The organism is Paenibacillus psychroresistens, from assembly GCF_009728935.1.
GTDB lineage: Bacteria > Bacillota > Bacilli > Paenibacillales > NBRC-103111 > Paenibacillus_AC > Paenibacillus_AC psychroresistens.
This window is the reverse complement of record NZ_CP034235.1, coordinates 4194158-4214665: the sequence shown is the minus strand read 5'-3', so window position 1 is coordinate 4214665 and position 20508 is coordinate 4194158. Positions and strand designations below refer to the sequence as shown.

General features: G+C 40.2%; 19 protein-coding genes. 15 read left to right on the top strand and 4 right to left on the bottom strand.

Translation table 11 applies throughout. From position 1 onward, the window contains the following. The first annotated feature begins 10 nt into the window (after positions 1 to 10). Genes EHS13_RS19090 through EHS13_RS19080 form a run of 3 tightly spaced genes read left to right on the top strand, consistent with a single transcriptional unit; the run spans position 11 to position 2227 of the window. Positions 11 to 253, top strand: coding sequence for a hypothetical protein (locus tag EHS13_RS19090; RefSeq protein ID WP_155701891.1), 243 nt, complete (start codon positions 11 to 13; stop codon positions 251 to 253). 15 nt (positions 254 to 268) lie between these two features. Then, complete coding sequence (locus tag EHS13_RS19085; RefSeq protein ID WP_227013435.1) at positions 269 to 1378, top strand: GerAB/ArcD/ProY family transporter; 1110 nt, start codon at positions 269 to 271, stop codon at positions 1376 to 1378. 45 nt (positions 1379 to 1423) lie between these two features. After that, positions 1424 to 2227 (top strand): carbon-nitrogen family hydrolase, encoded by an 804-nt coding sequence (locus EHS13_RS19080; RefSeq protein ID WP_155701890.1) that lies wholly within the window; start codon positions 1424 to 1426, stop codon positions 2225 to 2227. On the opposite strand, the gene EHS13_RS19075 is transcribed toward EHS13_RS19080, so the two are convergent. Then, positions 2224 to 3135 (bottom strand): LysR family transcriptional regulator, encoded by a 912-nt coding sequence (locus EHS13_RS19075; protein ID WP_155701889.1) that lies wholly within the window; start codon positions 3133 to 3135, stop codon positions 2224 to 2226. The two genes, EHS13_RS19080 and EHS13_RS19075, sit on opposite strands and share 4 nt — an antisense overlap. A gap of 187 nt (positions 3136 to 3322) precedes the next feature. Here EHS13_RS19075 and leuC point away from each other — a divergent pair, with 187 nt between their 5' ends. From leuC to EHS13_RS19020, 11 genes are all read left to right on the top strand, one after another. Beyond that, the gene (leuC, locus tag EHS13_RS19070) at positions 3323 to 4732 is read left to right on the top strand and encodes a 3-isopropylmalate dehydratase large subunit (RefSeq protein WP_155701888.1); all 1410 of its coding nucleotides are present in this window, start codon (positions 3323 to 3325) and stop codon (positions 4730 to 4732) included. Positions 4733 to 4765: 33 nt separating this feature from the next. Beyond that, entirely contained in the window at positions 4766 to 5371 is a 606-nt protein-coding gene (gene leuD / locus EHS13_RS19065; RefSeq protein ID WP_155701887.1) for a 3-isopropylmalate dehydratase small subunit, read from the top strand. Positions 5372 to 5808: 437 nt separating this feature from the next. Beyond that, the gene (locus EHS13_RS19060) at positions 5809 to 7380 is read left to right on the top strand and encodes an N-acetylmuramoyl-L-alanine amidase (protein WP_155701886.1); all 1572 of its coding nucleotides are present in this window, start codon (positions 5809 to 5811) and stop codon (positions 7378 to 7380) included. A 28-nt stretch (positions 7381 to 7408) separates the two neighbouring features. Continuing rightward, the gene (locus EHS13_RS19055) at positions 7409 to 7951 is read left to right on the top strand and encodes a GerMN domain-containing protein (protein WP_162463168.1); all 543 of its coding nucleotides are present in this window, start codon (positions 7409 to 7411) and stop codon (positions 7949 to 7951) included. A gap of 203 nt (positions 7952 to 8154) precedes the next feature. Then, positions 8155 to 8832, top strand: coding sequence for an endonuclease III (nth, locus tag EHS13_RS19050; RefSeq protein WP_155701884.1), 678 nt, complete (start codon positions 8155 to 8157; stop codon positions 8830 to 8832). Between the two features lie 34 nt (positions 8833 to 8866). Then, complete coding sequence (locus EHS13_RS19045) at positions 8867 to 9133, top strand: NAD/NADP transhydrogenase alpha subunit (RefSeq protein ID WP_155701883.1); 267 nt, start codon at positions 8867 to 8869, stop codon at positions 9131 to 9133. A gap of 59 nt (positions 9134 to 9192) precedes the next feature. Beyond that, positions 9193 to 12855 carry a dynamin family protein gene (locus EHS13_RS19040; protein ID WP_155701882.1) on the top strand — a complete coding sequence of 1221 codons (3663 nt, stop codon included), beginning with the start codon at positions 9193 to 9195 and terminating at the stop codon, positions 12853 to 12855. Positions 12856 to 13207: 352 nt separating this feature from the next. After that, entirely contained in the window at positions 13208 to 14995 is a 1788-nt protein-coding gene (locus EHS13_RS19035) for an ABC transporter ATP-binding protein (protein ID WP_155701881.1), read from the top strand. Continuing rightward, positions 14983 to 16824: an ABC transporter ATP-binding protein gene (locus EHS13_RS19030; RefSeq protein ID WP_405083507.1), complete on the top strand. Its 1842-nt coding sequence runs from the start codon at positions 14983 to 14985 to the stop codon at positions 16822 to 16824. Before EHS13_RS19035 ends, EHS13_RS19030 begins: the two co-directional genes overlap by 13 nt. 20 nt (positions 16825 to 16844) lie before the next feature. After that, positions 16845 to 17288, top strand: a complete 444-nt coding sequence (locus tag EHS13_RS19025) for a protein-tyrosine phosphatase family protein (RefSeq protein ID WP_227013434.1) — start codon at positions 16845 to 16847, stop codon at positions 17286 to 17288. Between the two features lie 32 nt (positions 17289 to 17320). Beyond that, positions 17321 to 17917 carry an MSMEG_1061 family FMN-dependent PPOX-type flavoprotein gene (locus EHS13_RS19020; protein WP_227013433.1) on the top strand — a complete coding sequence of 199 codons (597 nt, stop codon included), beginning with the start codon at positions 17321 to 17323 and terminating at the stop codon, positions 17915 to 17917. Positions 17918 to 17972: 55 nt separating this feature from the next. Here EHS13_RS19020 and clpP read toward each other — a convergent pair whose 3' ends face one another. The 3 genes from clpP to EHS13_RS19005 are packed head-to-tail and all read right to left on the bottom strand — an operon-like array spanning position 17973 to position 19381. Beyond that, entirely contained in the window at positions 17973 to 18554 is a 582-nt protein-coding gene (gene clpP, locus EHS13_RS19015) for an ATP-dependent Clp endopeptidase proteolytic subunit ClpP (protein ID WP_155701878.1), read from the bottom strand. Between the two features lie 43 nt (positions 18555 to 18597). Then, positions 18598 to 18837 carry a hypothetical protein gene (locus EHS13_RS19010; protein ID WP_155701877.1) on the bottom strand — a complete coding sequence of 80 codons (240 nt, stop codon included), beginning with the start codon at positions 18835 to 18837 and terminating at the stop codon, positions 18598 to 18600. Positions 18838 to 18850: 13 nt separating this feature from the next. Beyond that, positions 18851 to 19381, bottom strand: coding sequence for an ArsR/SmtB family transcription factor (locus EHS13_RS19005; protein WP_155705424.1), 531 nt, complete (start codon positions 19379 to 19381; stop codon positions 18851 to 18853). 241 nt (positions 19382 to 19622) lie between these two features. Between EHS13_RS19005 and EHS13_RS19000 the strand changes: the two genes are divergently transcribed. Then, positions 19623 to 20495 (top strand): GDSL-type esterase/lipase family protein, encoded by an 873-nt coding sequence (locus EHS13_RS19000; protein ID WP_155701876.1) that lies wholly within the window; start codon positions 19623 to 19625, stop codon positions 20493 to 20495. The last annotated feature ends 13 nt before the right edge of the window (positions 20496 to 20508 follow it).

The following is a 20508-nucleotide window of genomic DNA, read 5'->3' as shown; positions in this document are numbered from 1 at the left end:
GAAGCGGGAAATGCTGGAGCGAGTAGTGCTGATTAGCTTGATCTATTTTTCTCTATTTTTCTTTGATATGACGAAATTAATCAAAAAACCACGTATTGAAATTTATTTATATATATTCATTGTAATGATCTCGCTTTATTTAAGTCTTAAATTTGTTTTTGAATTAGACTGGTTCAATATGTACGATTTGATTGCTGTATTGATTGGAAAAATGGCAGAAAATATAGTCGATTATTTAAATGTTATTCCATAAAAAGTGGGTGGTCAGGTGACAAATCAAGAAACGGTAAGCGCTAAACAAATGTCAGCCTTATTTCTTTGTTTTACGACGGGTTCTTCGGTTATTAATATTCCAGGTCCTTTAATCGGATTTAGTAAAAATGGAGCTTGGTTAGCTTTGTTAATGTCACTTTCAATGGGGATGATTTTCTTATCCTTAATCCTGTTTCTATATCGAAGATTTCCAAACAAGAGCATGATCGAATACTCTAATGAAATGCTTGGGAAATGGATCACAATTATTCTTGCTATTCCGTTCATATCCTTTTTACTTCATATTGTTACTGGGATTGTACTCGATATAGGATTGTTTATGACCAACTCTATGATGCGGGAAACACCTTTATACGTGTTTAATTTGTTGATTTTTCTACTTGCGGCTACTTCGGTACGATTAGGAATTGAAGTGATGGCCCGCATGTTTGTTTTACTTATCCTCGCTGTTCTTGCTTTCATTTTTTTCATTCTTGGTTTGGCTAGTTTGAATTATCACCCAGAGTTTCTAATGCCAGTAATGCCTTATGGCTTTAAACCTATTGTTTTGGGAGCTTACTTTTCGTATGGATTTCCGTATCTAGAAATAGTGGTTTTTGCCATGCTTTTGCCATTAGTGCGAAAAGAATCAAATAATAAATTACATAGAGGTATGTACTTATCGCTATTATTTAATGGATTTTGTTTAATGGCTGTAACCGTATGTTCGATTATGTTGTTTGGTCCAATTGCAGGCGAACAAAGATATATCATTTTTCAGCTGGCTCGAACCATCGAAATATTAGAGATATTTCAACGCATTGAATCTTTAATCGGCATTTCGCTAATAGTTGGCTCTTATATGAAAGCGACAATTGCCTTATACGTTCTGAATGTAACCATTAGGCATTTATTTAAAATTAAAGACAAAAAATTGATGATTTTCCCACTTAGTTTGTGTTGTTTTCTACTATCTCTGCTTGTTATGAACGGAGGAGAAGCACAATGGATTCATCTTATCGCTGTTGTTGCACCTCTATGGGGGACCTTTGCATTTGTAGTACCGCTTATTGTACTAACGATTGCTGCTTTGTTCAGAAAAAAACATTCATCGATGAACAATTGACGCGGAGCTTTATTATTAGTTACGATGTAAGCAGGGAGTGATATTATGAATCAATCAAATTTAACGATTAGCTTATTACAAATGGATATAGAAATTGGCGAACCTGATCGAAATTTTGCTAATCTAACTCTGATGCTAAGTAAAGCAATTAAAGCAGATCCTAAACCAGATATAATCATTTTTCCGGAAATGTGGAATACAGGCTACGCTTTGGAGCAAATTCAACAGCTGGCAGATTTAGAAGGAGAGCGAACTAAACGATTCATTTCACAATTTTGTTTAGAGCATGATGTCAATATCATTGCAGGTTCAATAGCTGAGAAAAAAGGCGATGAAGTACTAAATACTGTTTATGTTTTTAATCGACAAGGTGAATTAACAGCTGACTATTCTAAAATACACTTGTTTCGCTTGATGGATGAAGAGAAATTTCTCGCAAGCGGGGATCAAATTGGCAAAATTCAAATCGACGAAATACCTGCGGGTGTAATGATTTGTTACGATATTCGCTTTCCAGAGCTAGCAAGAAAGCTAGCTTTAGACGGTGCGAAAATTCTGTTTGTGCCTGCAGAATGGCCTAATCCTCGGTTACACCATTGGCGGACTTTATTGATGGCTAGAGCTATTGAGAATCAAATGTTTGTTGTAGCTTGTAATCGAGTTGGGATAAGCGGTAAAGCGGAGTTTTTTGGACATTCGTTAATTATTGATCCTTGGGGCGAGATTATAGCAGAAGGTAGTGAAGAAGAAGAAATATTAACTGCTACATTGTCAATGTCAGATGTCGATCAAGTTCGTGCTCGAATACCTGTGTTTGAAGACCGCCGCCCCGAAATTTATAAGCTCTAATCAGCCGTGACCTCAAGCAAAGTAGCAATAAAAGCTTCTGCAGCTTTCGATAAATAGCGTCCTTTGCGATAAGCAATGACTAGGGTACGATAGGGCTTCTCTTGTAACGGTATATAGGTAGGAGTAAAAAGCATGCCTTGTTTTCTTGCAATCATCGAAGGGATGAAAGCAATCCCCATTCCGGCGGCAACAAGCGATTGTACGGTTTCGATATTACTGCTTTCAAAGACGATTTTAGGCTGGAAGCCAGCGGTTAAACATAGCTCTTCGGTAATTTGACGAAAACCTTGCCCTTTTTTGAGCACAATAAAGGGCTCTTTTTCGAGGTCGCTAATTTGTACCCATGAATCTTCAGAGTGTTCATCACTAGTTTTCGCTTGGAGTAAGGCATGCTGCGGTGGAAGCGCCAGCCAGATCTCCTCATCGATCAGAGATTGATAGGTTAAAGAAGGCTCATGCAAGGGAAGGGTTAACAAGCTAATGTCAGTTTGCCCGTTAGATGTCAAATGTTCAAGACGATTAGAGGTTTCTTCCACCAGGACAATTTCAATCTCAGGATACCTGCTTTGGAATACAGGCAGCACCAACGGAAGTATATGAGAGCCTGTAATAGGCAAGCTGCCGACAACAAGTTTACCTTTGCGCATTTGAGAGATGTCTTCCATCTCTTTTTTTAGCTGATTGACCATATCCAGAATCTTCTGTGCCTTTTCTACAAACACTTCACCGGCATGTGTAATCTCAACAGAATTCGTATTGCGTTGAAATAGAAGCACGCCAATTTCCTTCTCTAGCTTAGACAATTGCTGACTTAGTGAGGGCTGTGCCAAGTGAAGCTTCTCTGCTGCTCGTGAGAAATTCTTCTCCGTTGCAATTTGGATTGCATATAAGAATTGCCGTAATTCCATGTTTTGTTCCTCCTAAAATGAAGTGAAATGTGGTATTGTTTTTAAAAAGCTTAAACTTAAGGCGCCTTTATATTAATTTCCTATCAAGCTTATAGATATTATATCTTGGAACAATGAAGAAGGAAATGCTAGTATTACTTTATAATGAATATTAGAACAAAATTAATATCGAAGAGGTGAGTTATCCATGGCTAAAAAAACAATGTTCGAAAAGATTTGGGAAAATCATGTGATTCATCAAGAGGAAGGCAAGCCTAGCATCATCTATATTGATCTACATTTGGTTCATGAAGTAACATCTCCGCAAGCATTTGAAGGCTTGCGTTTATCAAGCCGTAAAGTACGTCGTCCGGATCTTACTTTCGCTACAATGGATCATAACGTCCCTACACAGGATCGTTTTAACATCAAGGATCCAATCTCTAAGCAACAAATCGATACGCTATCGCAAAACTGCGCTGATTTTGGCGTAACTCTGTTTGATTTATATAGTGCGGATCAAGGCGTTGTCCACGTTATGGGGCCTGAGCTTGGCTTAACACATCCAGGTAATACAATCGTTTGCGGAGACAGCCATACTTCCACTCATGGTGCTTTTGGCGCTTTGGCATTCGGAATTGGTACAAGTGAAGTGGAGCATGTTATGGCTACTCAATGCTTGCAGCAGTCCAAAGCCAAAACCTTGGAAGTACGCATTAACGGCAGATTAAGCCCTGGTGTAACAGCTAAGGATCTAATTCTTGGCGTTATCGCGCAATACGGTACGGATTTCGCAACCGGTTATGTTCTTGAATATACGGGTGAAGCTATCCGTGCCTTATCTATGGAAGAGCGCATGACCGTTTGTAACATGTCTATTGAGGCAGGCGCTCGTGCGGGCTTGATTGCTCCGGATAATGTAACCTTTGACTACCTGCGTGGACGTGATTATGTGCCACAGGGAGAAGAGTTTGATAAGTTAGTTTCCATATGGAGTCAAATCGTAACAGATGATGGCGCTGAATATGATCGTGTAGTTGAGTTTGACGCACAAGCATTAATCCCGCAAGTAACCTGGGGAACTAGCCCTGGAATGGGAATCCATGTGACTGCAGCAGTGCCAGATCCACAAAGCTTCCCAACTGAAAACGAACGTAAAGCAGCAGAAAAGGCTTTGGAATATATGGGGCTGACACCTGGTACTCCAATGACCGATTTAGCAGTTGATGTCGTCTTTATTGGTTCATGCACGAATGGGCGAATTGAAGATTTGCGTGCAGCAGCATCCGTAGCTAAAGGCCATAAAGTATCACCTAACTTAAAATATGCAATCGTAGTACCAGGATCAGGACGCGTTAAGATCCAAGCAGAAAAAGAAGGCTTGGATAAAATCTTCACTGAAGCAGGCTTTGAATGGCGTGATGCAGGCTGCAGCATGTGTCTGGCAATGAACCCGGACATGTTGAATCCAGAAGAGCGTTGTGCTTCTACTTCGAATCGTAATTTTGAAGGTCGTCAAGGTCGTGGAGGCCGTACACATTTAGTATCACCTGCAATGGCAGCAGCTGCTGCTATAGAAGGACATTTTGTCGATATTCGTGAATGGGCATTTAATTAATACCATTAAACATATAGAAGGGAGTGCCTAACAATGGAAGAATTTAAAGAGTTTACTGGCTTAGTTGTACCCGTTGACCGTGTAAATGTCGATACGGATGCTATCATACCTAAACAATTTTTAAAGAGAATTGAACGTACCGGATTTGGACAATACTTGTTTTTTGAGTGGCGCTTTTTTGAGAACGGCGACGTAAACCCTGATTTTAATTTAAACAAAGAGCGTTATAAAGGCGCTTCGGTTTTGATTTCTCGCGCCAACTTTGGTTGCGGCTCCTCGCGTGAGCATGCTCCTTGGGCGATAATGGATTACGGCTTTAAAGTGGTTATTGCTCCTTCTTATGCAGATATTTTCTACAACAACTGCTTTAAGAATGGTATTCTGCCAATCGTTCTTTCCGAAGAGCAAGTAGAGGATCTATTCCAACGGACGAATGCTAATGAAGGTTACACACTTTCAGTGGATCTAGTTGCCAAAACACTTAATGACAACCACGGGTTGAAAATTAATTTTGAACTAGACGAGCATCGCCGCCAATTCTTGCTTCAAGGCCTGGATGATATTGGCCTTACCTTGCAGCATAGTGATGAAATTACTGCTTATGAAGCTAAGCATAAATCACGTATTGTTTTTAAATAACTCTAAAAAGTGAAAGCAATCCATAAGGTACCCCAATTATAAAAGATCGCCCTCCTTAAGCCATGATGGCCAAGTGAAGGGCGATCTTTTCATGGTCTGGCAAGCTGCTGTAACTTGAAATACCTCAAGTCTTTGAGACCTAAGCAGAGTCTATTAATAATTGGATTATATGGTTGTATTTTGTTGACATGAGTATAACTAAGGTAGGTGATGTATCAAAGACGCTTGGTCAATATCCAGCAGCAACAAAAGACAGTTCATCCATTGAGTGATTGTCTCGATTTAATATTTCCCGCTTCATGGCTGTATAAATAATCCATTATTTGGATAAACCCTTAGTCTCCAAGACCTATCTTGTGGAACTAAGGTTTTTTTGCGCAACCTTTCGTGGTTCCTCGCGTCTAAACTGTCAAATAACGTCGAAAATGAGGTGAACAATGAAGAAGTCAGTCTACACCTTTTTAGCCGCGCTTTTTTTCTTATGTTTATTTCCACGATTAATCCATGCTGAAGAAGCCATTCCACTATTTCTAAATGGAAAAGCGTTAGTTTCTACAGTTCCTGCGCAGAATATCAAAGGGACTACAATGGTGCCAATTCGGATCATTTCGGAAACCCTAGGGGCGGTTGTTAGTTGGGATGCTAAAGAGAAAAAGGTAACTGTTATGAACGAAAGCTTGAGTATTGAAATGCAAATCGATAAAAAAGATGTAGCTGTCAACGGTGAACTACTACAATTAACGGAAGCCCCTTTGAATGTAGAAGGTACTGCATTACTTCCTTTGCGTTTTCTAGCGGAGAAGCTTGGCTTAAAAGTAATTTGGGATGAAAAGGCCAGATCTGTTAATTTATCTAGACAATTGATCGATTTGCCAGTAATTGGTGGCGAGCAGCCACAAGAACCAGTCGAAACTCCAGTTTCAAATGTACCTAGTGAAGAGAATACGGATCCAAGTCTGACTATTCCCGACCCTATAGTGGCAGCAACTGAAATTCAAGCCATAGCAAGTGAATATGATCAAGTCACAATACGAGGAAATGGAGATTTGCATCCAACCTTGTTCTATTTAACAGGACCTGATCGTTTGGTTGTAGATTTTGAACAAAGTAGTCTTGCTGCAGACCTAATCTCCAGTAATCAACCGACTATAATGAATGATATAAACACAATTCTCGATTCTTCAAACATCGATCCTTCAATTATCGATTCTTCGATCATCGATAACTCAAACATCGATGACTCAATCATTGATAACACAATTGAGAATACAGAACCTCCGGCAGAAGTGAATTATTCAGCAGTTACCAATGGTTTCAATGTGTCAGATAGTGTGTATATTGATAAGGTTAGATATGCTGATTTTTCGGACAAGCCTCCAACTGTTCGTGTAGTTATTGATCTTAAACAAAAAGGAAATTACGAGCTGATTGAAGATAAAGTAAATCATGTTGTAATCATTGCGAAAAAGACAGTTTCCTATACAGTTGTGATTGATGCAGGACATGGGGGAAAAGATACCGGTGCTATCTCTGTTACTAAGCGTTTAGAGAAGGACTTTAATCTAGCTGTCGTGCTTAAAATCCAAAAATTGCTTCAACAAGAACCATTGATTCAAGTTAATCTGACCCGTGATGATGATACATTCGTAGAATTAGACGAACGTGTTGCTATTGCCAATAGACTGGGAGCTAATTTGTTTGTTTCTGTTCATGGAAATTCCTACGCTAAGACATCCAAAGGAACGGAAACCTACTATTATCGCAAAGATAGCTTAGCTTTTGCACAAGCCATGCATCCACACATTGTAGCAGCAACAGGTTTCGTAGATAAAAAGGTTAAACAAGAAGATTTCCGTGTAATTAATAAAACCAAGATGCCGGCGATTTTATGTGAGATAGGTTATCTCTCTAATCCAACCGAAGAGGCTCAACTGTATAATGAAGATTTACAGAATAGAGTAGCGGCAGGAATTGTTGCAGGAATTAAGGAATACTTGAAAATTAGTTAATGCTAATGCTCTCGAAGGAGAAATGTCCATGTACAAAAAACTTATGCCATTGCTGGTTATTCTTAGTTGTATTCTGGTATTGGCTGGTTGCGGGAAAACTAAAGAGGCTGTTTCGGCTGCAAGTACCTCACCAGAAGTTTCGGCGACTGCTTTACCGACGCCATTAGCTACACCAGAAGCGGCTAAACCTACTTTAATGAACCTTTACTATGGTAATGAAGATGGGGATGCGCTAGTGTCGAAAGAGGTTAGTTTAGCATCCACATCAAACTTATCCGCTTATATCGAGGTCTTAAATGGACTAACTAAAAGCCCAGATGATCAGAGTGTTGCTTTATTTGACGGATTTACTTTTCAGAGTGCAGAGCTTAAGGGAAGTACATTAACCATTGATCTAACGTTGCCTGCTGAGCCACAGCTTGGTGCACCAGGAGAAGAATTATTAATAGAATCACTTAAAAAAACAATGTTTCAGTTTGAAGAAGTACAAGCAATTGAAGTCCTAGTCAACGGCCAGAAAGTAGAAAGCCTGTTGGGACATGTGGATTTACCTCATCCTATTGCAAAATAATTGAAACAATTAGCAAAAATATACCGTCTAAGAGAATAGGATGTCCAAAAAAAATTGGATTCCTTCTCTAAGACGGTTTTTTTTCGAAATATTACAAAAAATTTGCAAAATATTCGATATTGAAGTGCAATAAAGCATTGAAATTGGGATTGATTTTAGCTAAACTATAGGTTATTGAACCGAAAGTAGGTGAATCACCGCCAATGAATCAGAAGCAAATGCGTTATGCTCTCGATACAATTGGCCAAATGTTTCCCGATGCTCACTGCGAATTAAATCATAGTAACCCGTTTGAGCTAACTCTTGCTGTGTTGCTTTCTGCACAATGCACGGATGAGACTGTGAATAAAGTGACTGCAAACCTTTTTGTTAAATACCGCAAACCAGAGGATTACTTGGCTGTTCCGGTTGAAGAGCTTGAGCAAGATATCCGGAGAATTGGTTTGTTTCGCAATAAAGCGAAGAACATCCAAAGCCTTTGCGCGATGATATTAGAAAAATACGATGGGCAAATTCCAGAAAGCCATGAGCAGTTGGTTGAGCTTCCAGGAGTAGGGCGCAAGACAGCAAATGTTGTCATTTCAAACGCTTTTGGTGTACCTGCTATAGCAGTAGACACCCATCTTGAGCGAGTATCGAAACGACTTGGCATTGCTAAACATTTAGATTCCGTACTTGAGGTTGAAAAGAAGCTTATGAAGTTAGTGCCTAGAGAAGAATGGACATTAACTCATCATCGACTTATTTTTTTCGGGAGATACCATTGTAAAGCTCAAAACCCCAAATGTGAGATATGTCCCTTATTAGAAACCTGCACTGAAGGAAAAAAACGTATGAAATTACCACAAGTTAGGAAATCTAAAGATAAAGCTATTAATTAGACAAAGAAAATAGAAACCAAAGGATGGGATTTTAATGAAATGCATAGCTGTGTATACAAGTAATTTTGAAGTGTTTTCGGATATTTACGAACAGGTGATCAATACTCCACTTGCAGAGAATGAAGAGAAAATCGTTGAAGGCATTACGATTAGTGAATCAGGAGAAGTTCCTGAAAACTACTTGCAGAAGATGAAAGCTAAGCCAGAAGTTGTAGTAATGAAGGTTAGAGAGCGTAACATTACAATTCTACAGCATGGTGAAGTATTTGAAATTTTTATCCCCGAATTGGTTACTCAGTAAAAGCCGAATCCATTCGGCTTTTTTTTTGCAATTTAACCACAAGCTTAGGAGAATGAAACATGAACGAGCAAACATGGATTGATCTGGAGCAAACAATGCGTGCCTCTGGGGATGAATTCCATGCACAAAAGCTGCAGCAGCTTAAGTTAAAATATAAGTCAGGCCAACTAAATATCGCTTTTTGCGGACATTTCTCAGCAGGGAAATCCAGTGTGATTAATGCACTTTGCGAATATCCATTATTACCTTCTAGCCCGATTCCAACCAGTGCTAATATTGTTTCAATCCGAAATGGTCCAGCAAAAGCCTATATAACACATACAAAGCTACCTGATTCCGCAGAGACTTCTATGGTTTCTATTGAATTTGATCAGCTTGCTGCATACTGCAAGGATGGGGAGAATATTGAATCCATAGCGATCGAATATCCTATTGAGTTTCTTGGCAATAATACGCAGCTCTTGGATACACCAGGTATCGATTCCACAGATGGCGCCCATCAAATGTCGACGGAATCAGCCTTACATTTAGCTGATGTAGTATTCTATGTCATGGATTACAATCATGTTCAATCGGAGACTAATTTATCGTTCGCTAAGCGCATGAAGGATTGGGGAAAGCCCGTTTATTTAATTGTTAATCAAATTGACAAGCATCAAGAGAATCAGTTAACTTTTGAAGCCTTTCGTTTAAGTGTAGATGAAGCCTTTCGCAATTGGCAAGCTGATCCAGATGGGATTCTATATACGACTCTTAAACAGCCTCAGCACCCTTATAATGAATGGGGTAAGCTGAAATGGCTGTTGTCAGAGCTGATGCTTCATGCTGCCAAGCTGCGAGAATGGAGCCTTGAGTGCTCATTACGGCAAATTGTGCATGATCATATTGAAGTAATAAAGGCAAGCCATGAAGAGGCTAAAGACCAGCTAAGGAAGCAGCTGCCTGAACAAGATGAGCTAACGGAACGGCTGATTCAGCGTGAGCAGTGGCTAGCTAGAAATGAACAGTTAAAGGATTGGCCAGAGCAGCTTTATCTCAAATGGAATAAAGAAATTACCGCAATTGCCGAGAATTCAAACCTGACACCTGCTGTAACAAGAGATCTAGCACATGAATATCTAAGCAGTCGGAAACCTGGGTTTAAGCTTGGTTTGTTTGCACGAGCATCACAGACAGCTAAAGAAATTGAGCAGCGCTTAACTATTTTTCATGCTGATTTTGTGGAGAAGGTACATGCACATCTAATCTGGCATCTTAAGGATTATTATAAAAAAACAATCGAAGAATATGGATTATCAAGCTTGGCCAATCCGGCTGATCTGGAGAATTTAACTTTGGATGTTACAGCAGAGTGGATTGCTGAGCAAGTAAATCCTGGTGCGGTTTTTTCGAATGAATATACCATTCATTTTGCTAAACAAATTTCAAGTGAAGTTAAAGCTAAGCTGCGTAAATTAAGTCTGAATTTAATGGATCAGCTGCGTAAATTGATTGAGCAAGCATCAAAAAGTGAACAAGATCAGCTTGCTATCCAGCTTGCAGATTTGGACGAGCGTTTATTGGCTTTAAGTGAATTGCAGGGCTTGGAAAACCAGGAACAGAATTACAACGAAACCCTGCAAGCTGAAATAACGAAAGCTGTCGAGGTTTCAACAGCACTTGAGCTGCCTGATTTTACTGAATATAGATTAGCGCCTGAGATGCATGGGGAAGCAGCTTATACAATCGCTCCTAAGGAAGAGAACACTTTTCAAACAATGTCAGTGAGTAATAATAATTCAAATAAGGTGCTAAGCGAATCGGATGCTGTTCAAGCAAGCGGGCTTGCTAATCAAGATCATGCCATGAGAATGAAGCATACAGCTAATCGTTTGTTAAGTGCTGCTGAACTAATTAGCGATGTCTCGGCAATGACAATATTAGCTAAATCGATGCGTGAAAAAGCAAAAAGATTGGCTAATAATCGGTTTACGATCTCTTTATTTGGTGCGTTTAGTGCTGGGAAATCTTCATTCGCCAATGCATTGATTGGTGAGCGGCTGCTGCCCGTATCGCCTAATCCGACTACAGCTACTATCAACCGAATAATGCCTCCTACAGTAGATTGGCCGCACGGCTCAGTGCGAGTGAAAATGAAATCGGATCCCTTCATCCGCAATGAAATACAATTTTCAGCAGATGTTGTAGGAATTTCAGCTAAAACGGTAGCTGAGGTTTTTCAGAGTATCGATCATTTATCTTCTCAAAGCTTAAGCGCTAGTGGAAAGCCCCATCACAGCTTCCTCAAAGCAGCTGCCCTTGGGTGGAGCCATGCCGAGCCGCTTTTGGATCAAACGATATCGATTGATATAACTGAATTTGCCTCTTATGTTGCGGATGAAACAAAGTCTTGTTTTGTTGAACGAATCGATCTCTTTTATGAGCATCCCCTAACATCGCAAGGTATTATTTTTGTAGATACGCCTGGGGCGGATTCCATACATGCTAGACACACTGGAGTTGCTTTTAATTATATTAAGAATGCAGATGCGATTGTTTTTGTAACGTATTACAACCATGCCTTCTCACAAGCAGATCGCGAGTTCTTATTGCAGCTTGGACGTGTTAAGGATACTTTTGAGTTAGACAAAATGTTTTTTATCGTTAATGCTGCCGATTTAGCAGCGAACGAAGAGGAGCAGCAGCAAGTAATCGAGCATGTCAAAGCAAATCTGCTGACTCATGGGATCAGACATCCACGGATTTATCCGGTTTCGAGTATGGAAGCCTTGGATGGTAAATTAAATCATAATCAGGATTTAGTTAATCATTCGGGCATGCAATCATTTGAAAATGATTTTATTAGGTTTACTTTGGATGAATTAACTCAAGTAGCCGTTCATTCTGCTGAGCTAGAGATCGCTAGAAGTATTGAAGTACTTGAACTGAGAGTTGCAAGTGCTCAACAAGGTGAAGCGGAGCGGAAATTAAAGCTGCTGGCTTTAGATGACACATTTGCACAGATTATGAAGCTGCTTATTGACCAGAAGGAAGCTTATGATGCTAATGAGGTCACTCAAGAAATTCAGGAGCTTTTATATTATGTTAAACAAAGAGTATCCTATCGGTATGGTGAATTATTTAATTTTGCCTTTAACCCCTCCTCCTTGCGGGAAGATGGCAGAGACATCCGTAAAGCCTTAAAATTAGCCTGGAATGAACTATTACGCAGCTTTTCGTATGATCTATCTCATGAGGTATTAGCAACCACATTACGGATCGAACATTTCATTGGTGCTAAGATGAAAAAATTATATGAACAGCAAGTCGGATTAATCACAAAGCCATTTGTCGATTATCGGGGAGAGGCATTACCTGATTTGGATTATGAAACACCTGTTGTTGATGAAATGCTGGAAGAGAGTCTTTTAGAAGAAAAATGGCTATTTGGCTACTTTAAGAATGGAAAGCACTTCTTCGAAGGTGAAGGTAAAGCCAAGCTGCGTGCCGAGCTGGAATTGATCGTAAATGAGTTGATTCAACGCTATATGTTTAAACAGCAGCAATTGCTATTGTCGGCATATCAACAGCAGCTGAGAGAAAGCTTGCAAAAAGCTTTTGAGTTGCTCGCGCAAACGGTTGGGGAGCATGTTGAAGGGCAACGTGATGCTTTAGAAATGAAAATGGATCTACAAACGCTTGAGTTTAAAAAGCAAGAGTTGAAGCTGCTGCTGAACAGCTGATTTTGCAGCTGCCGGCGAAGAACTCGCCCTTCAACACCACAATGTGGCGTTACGCGCACCTAATATCACAGCCGCACCATTTAAGCAAAATGGAGCGGCTTTTTGCTGCTCTCGAGCACATATTCAGCATCAAATCAAGTTATTCGACAAGTTAAAATGCAAGCATTTATCTGAATCACCCTGAAAGGGCTTACATCCCGACCGATTGATACCATATGTAAGGATGATACCGATTATGTAAGCGTATCGCTAAGATACGTTTCTATATCGAATTATACGTAGTTTTTTCCACATTGTAGGTTGTAGCACAAGGTGTTAAACTTTCCTAAGATTAACGAAGCGGGGGTTTCCAATGAATGTTTTTAAGCAGCTGAAAGAGTTTTATTGGCCAAAAAGAAAGCTATTTTTTATCTCTATTTTATGTTTGGCGTTTGCAACTGGCTTAGGACTCGTTTATCCCAATTTACTGCGTTATTTAATCGATGAAGTCATTGTTAAAGAGAAGTATGACAAAGTGCCTGTTCTCGCTATCATTGTAGTTCTCGTAGTTACTTTAAAGGGAATGCTGCAATTCCTGCATGGTTTGACAGGTGGGCGTTTAGGAAATTGGATGGCGTATAATTTGCGTAATGCTCTATATGATAAGCTGCAGCAGCTATCCTTTCAATACTATGACAAAGCAAAAACAGGCGATTTAATGTCGCGGTTGACTGCTGATTTAGATGCCATACGTATGTTCCTTGGATTTGGATTCGCCCAAATATTAAATGTGGTTTTGATGCTAGTTTTTGGATCAGCTATGATGTTCTCGATCAATTGGAAGCTAACTTTGTTAACCTTGATTTTTATGCCTTTCTTGGTCATCACTGCTTCTAAATTTGAAACGAAAATACATCCCGCCTTTCGAATAATTCGTCAATCGATGAGTGATCTGACAACGGCTGTACAAGAGAATATTACAGGTGTGCGTACGGTTAAATCATTTGCTCGTGAAGAGCATGAAGTGAAGCGTTTTATGGTCCATAGCGCTGACTATAAATCAAGCAACTTGCTTTCGGCTGGAATATGGGCTAAGTATTTTCCAGTTATGGAGCTGTTTGCGAATTTAAGTGTCGTGATCTTGTTAGGGATTGGCGGATATATGGTCATTCAAGATAGCATGTCTATCGGGGAATTAGTCGCCTTCTTCAGCTTGATTTGGTACATTATTGGCCCTTTGTGGGGGATTGGCTTTCACATTAATAACTATACGCAATCCAAAGCTTCTGGTGAGCGGGTACTGGAAATTATCAATCAATACGTACATGTTAAAGATAAAGAGCATGCTATTTCACTAGCTCCTTCTCAGGTTAAAGGCTTTGTTACCTTTGAGGATGTCAATTTTGCCTATCCCGATAAGAAACCTGCATTAATTGATTTAAGCTTGGATGCTCCTCCTGGAAGTGTAATTGGAATATTAGGCGGGACTGGAGCAGGGAAATCAACGATTATTCAGCTATTATACAGGGCCTATAATTTAAAAAGCGGTCGTATAACTTTAGATGGTTATAATATCAACGATATTTCACTTGAGAGCTTACGACGTCAAATTGCGGTAGTTTTTCAAGAAACCTTCCTATTCTCCGCATCGATTCGTAATAATATCGCCTATGGGATTAGAGATATCTCGATGGAGCAAGTCATTCAAGTGGCGAAGCTAGCCAGAGCACATGATTTTATTATGGAGCTGCCATTGGGCTATGATACGATTGTAGGTGAACGTGGATTAGGCTTGTCTGGTGGACAGAAGCAAAGAATTGCTATTGCAAGAGCCTTACTTAAGGATCCTAGAATATTGATCCTCGATGATGCTACAAGCGCAGTAGATATGGAAACGGAGCATGAGATTCAAGCAGGCTTCCGCGAAGTTATGAAGGGCCGTACCACTTTTATCATTGCACATCGGATATCTTCTTTAAGACATGCAGATGAAATAATTGTGCTAGATCAAGGAAAAGTTATCCAAAGAGGGACTCATAATGAGCTGTTGCGTCAACCTGGGCCTTATCTAAAAACTTACCAGATTCAATATGCAGATATGCAAACAGAGGCTGAAAAAGCTCCAGATAAAGTGGAAAAAGAGAAGGGGTGGGTCCTTTGATAACAGCCGAACAGCAAGAAGAAAAGGACATTAAAAAACAAGAGCGTTTTGTCTATCAAGATGATGACATTATGGAAAAACCGTTTGACTGGAGCCAATTAAAGCGATTAGGCAAATACATGAAGCCATACAGCAAGAAAATGCTGCCGATCATTATCATCACGATCCTTATTGTTACGCTGAGTAAGCTTGCTATTCCAATGCTCATAACTTTTGCGATTGATCATGCTATTTTAGAAAAAAATGGTTCATTATTGCTTATAGTAACAGGGACCATGGCTGCCGTTTATGTGATCCAATGGCTTTCCAGCAATTATCGAATTCGTTATACAAACGATATTGGACAAAGGGTCATTTATGATCTAAGGCGAGATTTATTCAGTCATATTCAGCAGCTTTCCTTTCGTTTTTTTGATAAAAGACCTGCAGGATCGGTATTAGTTAGAGTTACAAATGATGTGAATTCACTTCAGGATCTATTCACGAATGGGGTTGTGAATGTCTTAATTGACAGTATACAATTGCTCGGGATAATTATTATTCTACTGAGCTTTAACCTTAAGCTTGGGCTTGCTATAATGATTACAGTTCCCTTAATGTTTATGGTTTCCACTACATTACGCAAGCGAATTCGTCGAGCCTGGCAGGATGTTCGGATGAAGCAATCCCGAATTAACTCGCATTTGAACGAGAGCATACAAGGCATTCGGGTAACTCAAGCTTATACACAAGAGAAAGACAACATGAACTATTTTGATGGGATGAATAAAGTCAATCGGTTCTCCTGGAACAAAGCTTCGGGCTTAAATCAAAGCTTTGGCCCAATCATTGAAATCACAGGAGCAATTGGGTATTGTATTCTGTTCTGGTATGGCGCTCATTTGGTGCAAACGGGTGAGATTAGTATTGGGATATTGGTCGGTTTTGCTACCTATATCGGACATTTTTGGGATCCAATCAACCGATTAGGCCAAATGTATTCCCAATTGCTGATAGCTATGGCGTCCTCTGAACGTATTTTTGAATTTATTGATGAGAAACCGACAGTTGAAGAAAATGCCCATGCTCCTAAGATGCCTCCGATTAAAGGGAATATCAGTATCGAAAATCTAGTTTTTGAGTATGAGCCTGGCAGACCAGCATTAAAAGGGATAAACTTAGAGGTCCAGGCAGGTCAATCCATTGCCTTAGTCGGACATACGGGATCAGGCAAGAGTACGATTATTAATCTGATTTCACGGTTTTATGATCCAGTTGAAGGTCGGATTCTAATTGATGGACATCCGATTCGTGAAGTGACTATTCAAAGCTTGCGTTCTCAAATTGGGATTGTACTTCAGGATACTTTTATATTCTCAGGTACGATTCGCGATAACATTCGTTTTGGGCGTTTGGACGCTACGGATGAAGAGGTTGAGCTTGCAGCAAAGGCTGTTAATGCAGACGATTTTATTAAAGATCTAGTTAATGGCTATGATACTGAGGTCCAAGAGCGTGGTAATGTGTTATCCATGGGCCAACGCCAGTTAATATCCTTTGCACGTGCTTTGCTGGCGAATCCGCGAATTCTTATTCTCGATGAAGCAACAGCAAGTATTGATACGGAGACCGAGCTGAAGATTCAAGAGGCACTCAAAATCTTGCTTGCCGGGCGCACCTCGTTCATTATTGCGCATCGTTTATCGACAATTCGCAACGCTGACAATATCGTGGTTTTGGATCATGGGCGGATCATGGAAATGGGCAGTCACGAGCAATTGATCGAGGGAAAAGGCATCTATTATGGTCTGATCCAAGCACAGTTCCGTTTCTTAAATGAAACAGGCTAATATAAAGGATGTGTCGGTACGTGAAGGTAAGCGGCAATTATCATGCACTGGTTGAGGATCGGATTTTTTTTGGCGGTGCGAGAGACGTAGAAGCGATGATTAAGAATGAAGAGGTTGACGTTATTATTGATTTACGAGGTGAAGCTACTCAAAGTGCGTATCCTTCTGCAGGCACAGAGTGGATTCAGATACCTTTAGGCGATAATTCACCTATAGTGACGGAGCAATTGTTTAAAAAGGCAATTGAAGAAGTAGTTGGGGCTTATAAAGCAGGCAAAAAAGTTGGTTTTCACTGCGGAGCCGGAAGCGGCAGAGCCGGAACCGTAGCTGCCGGGACTCTAATTGCGCTTGGTTTAGCTTCTACGGTAAGTGAAGCTGAGGACTTAGCCAAGAGTATTCGACCCATTGTTAGCTTAGGTTATGCACAAAAGGAAGCTTTGTTTAAGATATACCCGAATCCTTGAATTGGAGGATATCCAATTGAACAGGAGATAGAATGGCGATGAATGATTTCAGTAAAATTAAAGATGTGATTACTAGCTCTGAGGAGCTTAAAGCGATGCTCGAGCCTCCACATGAGCATGTAGTTAAAAAAACAATCACACATATTGATCCGCATATTGCAGGCTATTTAGCCATGTCGTCCATATTCTTTCTTGCAACCTCAGCATTAGATGGACGGACGGATGTATCTCCGCGTGGAGATAAACTGGGGTTTGTTAAAGTTCTTGATGAGCGAAGATTGGTTTTTCCAGATCGTATGGGGAATAGACGGATTGATTCTTTATTGAATATCGTTGAAAATCCACAAATGGGTATGATTTTTCTCATACCTGGTCTAGAGGAAGTCCTTCGTATCAATGGGCGAGCCATAATCACGCGAAGTGAAGAATTTATTGCGAGCATGCGGTGGGATGGCAAAACGACAGGTTTAGCGGTTGTGGTTGAGGTGGAGGAGTGCTTCATTCATTGTCCGAGAGCCTTTAAACAAGCCGGAATGTGGAATGCGGAGAATTGGTTTACTAAAGAGGAACTACCTTCTGTCAATGAAATGTTCCGTGCACATTTGGTTATTAATGGTGTTTCACTGTAAAAAAAAGGTCAAAACGAATTTTCACTCGTTTTGGCCTTTTTTGCTGTTAATTGAGCTACATATTCTCGACAACTTTATCAATCAAGCCATATTCTTTTCCTTCAGCAGCAGAGAGAAAAAAATCACGATCACAGTCTGCAGTGATTTTTTCAATGGACTGCTTAGTAGTTTCAGAATATATGCGGTATAAGGTATCCTTCGTTTTTTGGATATGCAAGGCACGAATTTGAATATCGCTCGCTTGGCCTTGAGCGCCACCCCATGGCTGATGCAGCATGATTTCGGCACTAGGCAAAGCAAATCTTTTCCCAGGCGCTCCAGATGTAAGGAGGAGAGATCCCATGGAGGCTGCCATCCCTACACATATGGTCGATACATCGGGTTTAATGAATTTCATCGTATCATAAATGGCAAATCCAGCAGTAGTGGAACCGCCGGGGCAATTGATGTAGAGATGGATGTCTTTCTCAGCATCTTCAGCAGCTAAGAAAAGTAATTGAGCGACAATAGCATTGGCACTTTGATCATCAATTGGACTGCCGAGGAATACAATACGGTCCTTCAAGAGTCTAGAATAAATATCATAGGAGCGTTCACCACGCCCGCTTTGTTCAACTACCATAGGAATTACACTCATTGTCTTTATCCTCCTTAGAACTGTTCAAATTTAGTTTAGTGCTTTAAGCAGCCATGCTTTGAATCCCATTTCCGCCAAAGCTGCGGATCGTGAATCCAGAAGATACCATTATTAGCTTAACAGGCTTGATTGCTTCAACTGCGGGCACATCCCAGCTAACAATCGTTGATTCCTGGCTGCGGCGATAGTCTGATAATTCCACTACTTTAGTGTGGGATTTTTCCTGAGGGAGTGGAGCTTCCTGCCAAACTAATAAATCCTTGCTTTCCTGCTCAGTCTTCATCGATATTGCCTCCTTAAATGGGTTGTGGATATACGGCTAGGATAACCTGATAAGCTGTTTCATCCTTAGAATCGCTGTGATACTTAGCTACAAGCTTATGAACCAAGCTGACATATTCCTCGACAAAGGCATGGCGTTGTTCGGGATCTGCCAGCTTGACCTGCAGCTGCAATGCAGCGCTCGCAATGACTTCATTCTCATCCGATTGCTCCATGAGTAGAAGTGCGTCTTTTTTCATTCGTTCCGAGGTTGTAACAAGATGGGCGAGTGCGCCTTGATCCTTCAGCTTCCGGACTGTCTCAGGCTTCATGCTTAGTGATTCTGCTAGCACAAAGCTTTTGGCAACAGCCTGAAAGAGTACTTCTACCAAATTGCGCACCTGCCTCGAACCAACTCGCCGCACAATGCCAACTTTTTCTAATGATTTTAAATGATAATTAACTCGTTGTGGTGTTTCACTTAAACGCCTAGCGACTTCTGATGCAGATGCAGGCTCCAGCAAATGAGCGACAATTTCAGCTCGAAGCGGATTGAGCAAAGCCATGGCTTGCTCGGGTGTTTCCAATACATAGCTTTCTTGAATGTTAACCAACAAGTAAAGGACCACCTCATTAACATATATATATTACGTAAAAATATTTTATTACATAAAAATTAAATTGTCAAACAAGAAAATACAGTTCGTTTGCATAATTAGTGATGAAGCTTTAATCTTATTTGTAAGGGCTTGGTTACATATAAAATTTAAGTTTTCGATAAGAAAACTCTGAGAAGGAGACCTCCGGATGAAATCTTCGCGAACGCTTTGGCGTGTGGTTGGTTCAATCGCAGCATTTTCAACATTATTATTTATTTTTGGTTTTATTTATGCAGCCCAGGATGTGATTAATCCGAAGCCTTCCGATTTTGGTGAAGAGCCTTCCTCAACTAGCGGAGGTGTAATGGAGATGTTTCCGAAGGGCGATGTTACTATTGTAGCTTTAGGTGATTCATTAACCAAAGGCACAGGAGATTTATCTTTAGAAGGTGGTTATGCCGGGAAAGCGGCTAAAAAGCTTGAAGTCATTTTAAAAAAGCCCGTTCATGTAATCAATCAAGCCATCAATGGCTGGCGTGCAGATAATTTGCTGAATTCATTAGAGGAACCGAATATTCAGAATCTAATAAAAAGTGCAGATATAATCATGTTAACTATCGGAGGAAATGATCTAAATCATGCCGCTGACAATCCAATTGATGTGACAGATACTAAAATAAAAGTGACTCCAGCACCGAGCGAAACGCCTGGGAGCAATCTTGAAATTAATTATGCGGAGATTAAGAAAAGCTTGTCAGCCTCTGAAGAGAAAATGGCAAAAATTTTAACCACAATTGCCACATTGAATCCTAACGCCAAAATCGTTTATGTAGGCTTATATAATCCCTATTACGAACAGGATACAAAAAAAGAAGGAACAGCTATCCTCCAGGATTGGAACCTTAAAGCCTCACAGGTTGCTAGTGCGTACCCCAATATGTTGGTTGTACCTACATTTGATCTATTCCAACTGAATATCAAATATTATCTATACATCGATGAGTTTCATCCGAATTTATTGGGTTATGAACGGATAGCGGATCGAGTTGTACAAGCATTATCATTGCCATTGCCAGAGTGAAACTAGTTAGGAA

Coding starts and splice junctions, on each gene's coding strand:
- EHS13_RS19080 (WP_155701890.1), top strand. CDS start 1,424: ATGAATCAATCAAATTTAACGATTAGCTTATTACAAATGGATATAGAA.
- EHS13_RS19010 (WP_155701877.1), bottom strand. CDS start 18,837: ATGAAGACTGAGCAGGAAAGCAAGGATTTATTAGTTTGGCAGGAAGCT.
- nth (WP_155701884.1), top strand. CDS start 8,155: ATGAATCAGAAGCAAATGCGTTATGCTCTCGATACAATTGGCCAAATG.
- EHS13_RS19060 (WP_155701886.1), top strand. CDS start 5,809: ATGAAGAAGTCAGTCTACACCTTTTTAGCCGCGCTTTTTTTCTTATGT.
- EHS13_RS19090 (WP_155701891.1), top strand. CDS start 11: ATGCTGGAGCGAGTAGTGCTGATTAGCTTGATCTATTTTTCTCTATTT.
- EHS13_RS19045 (WP_155701883.1), top strand. CDS start 8,867: ATGAAATGCATAGCTGTGTATACAAGTAATTTTGAAGTGTTTTCGGAT.
- EHS13_RS19035 (WP_155701881.1), top strand. CDS start 13,208: ATGAATGTTTTTAAGCAGCTGAAAGAGTTTTATTGGCCAAAAAGAAAG.
- clpP (WP_155701878.1), bottom strand. CDS start 18,554: ATGAGTGTAATTCCTATGGTAGTTGAACAAAGCGGGCGTGGTGAACGC.
- EHS13_RS19055 (WP_162463168.1), top strand. CDS start 7,409: ATGTACAAAAAACTTATGCCATTGCTGGTTATTCTTAGTTGTATTCTG.
- EHS13_RS19005 (WP_155705424.1), bottom strand. CDS start 19,381: ATGGCTTTGCTCAATCCGCTTCGAGCTGAAATTGTCGCTCATTTGCTG.
- EHS13_RS19020 (WP_227013433.1), top strand. CDS start 17,321: ATGGCGATGAATGATTTCAGTAAAATTAAAGATGTGATTACTAGCTCT.
- leuC (WP_155701888.1), top strand. CDS start 3,323: ATGGCTAAAAAAACAATGTTCGAAAAGATTTGGGAAAATCATGTGATT.
- EHS13_RS19000 (WP_155701876.1), top strand. CDS start 19,623: ATGAAATCTTCGCGAACGCTTTGGCGTGTGGTTGGTTCAATCGCAGCA.
- leuD (WP_155701887.1), top strand. CDS start 4,766: ATGGAAGAATTTAAAGAGTTTACTGGCTTAGTTGTACCCGTTGACCGT.
- EHS13_RS19040 (WP_155701882.1), top strand. CDS start 9,193: ATGAACGAGCAAACATGGATTGATCTGGAGCAAACAATGCGTGCCTCT.
- EHS13_RS19075 (WP_155701889.1), bottom strand. CDS start 3,135: ATGGAATTACGGCAATTCTTATATGCAATCCAAATTGCAACGGAGAAG.